Below are 229 nucleotides of genomic sequence, written 5' to 3' on the forward strand. Positions count from 1 at the left end.
GTGGAACAGGCAGCGCTGAACCCCGGTGGCGGGCCAGCATTGCCGGATTGCTTTGAGTGCTCCTGGCCTGTCATCGGTGATGACCACGGTAGGGGCTGGGAACCTGGAAAGGAGCGCCTGCCATGCGGCTACGGATTCACGGTCGCACCATTGTCAGCCAATGACGTGTGACCCGTTTGTTGCGATCAGTAAGCACCAGTGGTGGGATAGATAAATCCCGTCGATGATG

Annotated in this window: 1 pseudogene; it reads right to left on the reverse strand. The window is 59.0% G+C overall.

Annotation, left to right across the window (positions count from 1 at the left end):
- A pseudogene (locus tag QP381_RS09965) lies at positions 1–132 on the reverse strand (hypothetical protein); the annotation flags it as partial.
- Positions 133–229 lie beyond the last annotated feature (97 nt).

The sequence above is a fragment of the Pauljensenia sp. UMB6358 genome (genome assembly GCF_030216865.1).
Classification (GTDB): domain Bacteria; phylum Actinomycetota; class Actinomycetes; order Actinomycetales; family Actinomycetaceae; genus Pauljensenia; species Pauljensenia turicensis_A.